This window comes from Janthinobacterium sp. BJB304, from assembly GCF_002735765.1.
Classification (GTDB): Bacteria; Pseudomonadota; Gammaproteobacteria; order Burkholderiales; family Burkholderiaceae_D; genus Janthinobacterium.
In genome coordinates this window covers 1-818 of sequence record NZ_PDZN01000054.1, presented here as the reverse complement: position 1 = coordinate 818, position 818 = coordinate 1, and the positions used below count along the sequence as shown (strand labels likewise).

Here is an 818-nt window from a genome sequence, read left to right as displayed (position 1 = left end):
GGATTCCAGCCATGTCAAGGGTAGGTAAGGTTTTTCGCGTTGCATCGAATTAATCCACATCATCCACCGCTTGTGCGGGTCCCCGTCAATTCCTTTGAGTTTTAATCTTGCGACCGTACTCCCCAGGCGGTCTACTTCACGCGTTAGCTGCGTTACCAAGTCAATTAAGACCCGACAACTAGTAGACATCGTTTAGGGCGTGGACTACCAGGGTATCTAATCCTGTTTGCTCCCCACGCTTTCGTGCATGAGCGTCAATCTTGACCCAGGGGGCTGCCTTCGCCATCGGTGTTCCTCCACATATCTACGCATTTCACTGCTACACGTGGAATTCTACCCCCCTCTGCCAGATTCTAGCCTTGCAGTCTCCAATGCAATTCCCAGGTTGAGCCCGGGGATTTCACATCAGACTTACAAAACCGCCTGCGCACGCTTTACGCCCAGTAATTCCGATTAACGCTTGCACCCTACGTATTACCGCGGCTGCTGGCACGTAGTTAGCCGGTGCTTATTCTTCAGGTACCGTCATTAGCAAGAGATATTAGCTCTCACCGTTTCTTCCCTGACAAAAGAGCTTTACAACCCGAAGGCCTTCTTCACTCACGCGGCATTGCTGGATCAGGCTTTCGCCCATTGTCCAAAATTCCCCACTGCTGCCTCCCGTAGGAGTCTGGACCGTGTCTCAGTTCCAGTGTGGCTGGTCGTCCTCTCAGACCAGCTACTGATCGATGCCTTGGTAGGCTTTTACCCTACCAACTAGCTAATCAGATATCGGCCGCTCCACGAGCATGAGGTCTTGCGATCCCCCACTTTCATCC

The 818-nt window shown here is 52.3% G+C and carries 1 rRNA gene; it reads right to left on the bottom strand.

From position 1 onward, the window contains the following. A 16S ribosomal RNA gene (locus tag CSQ95_RS28895) occupies nt 1-818 on the bottom strand; the annotation flags it as partial.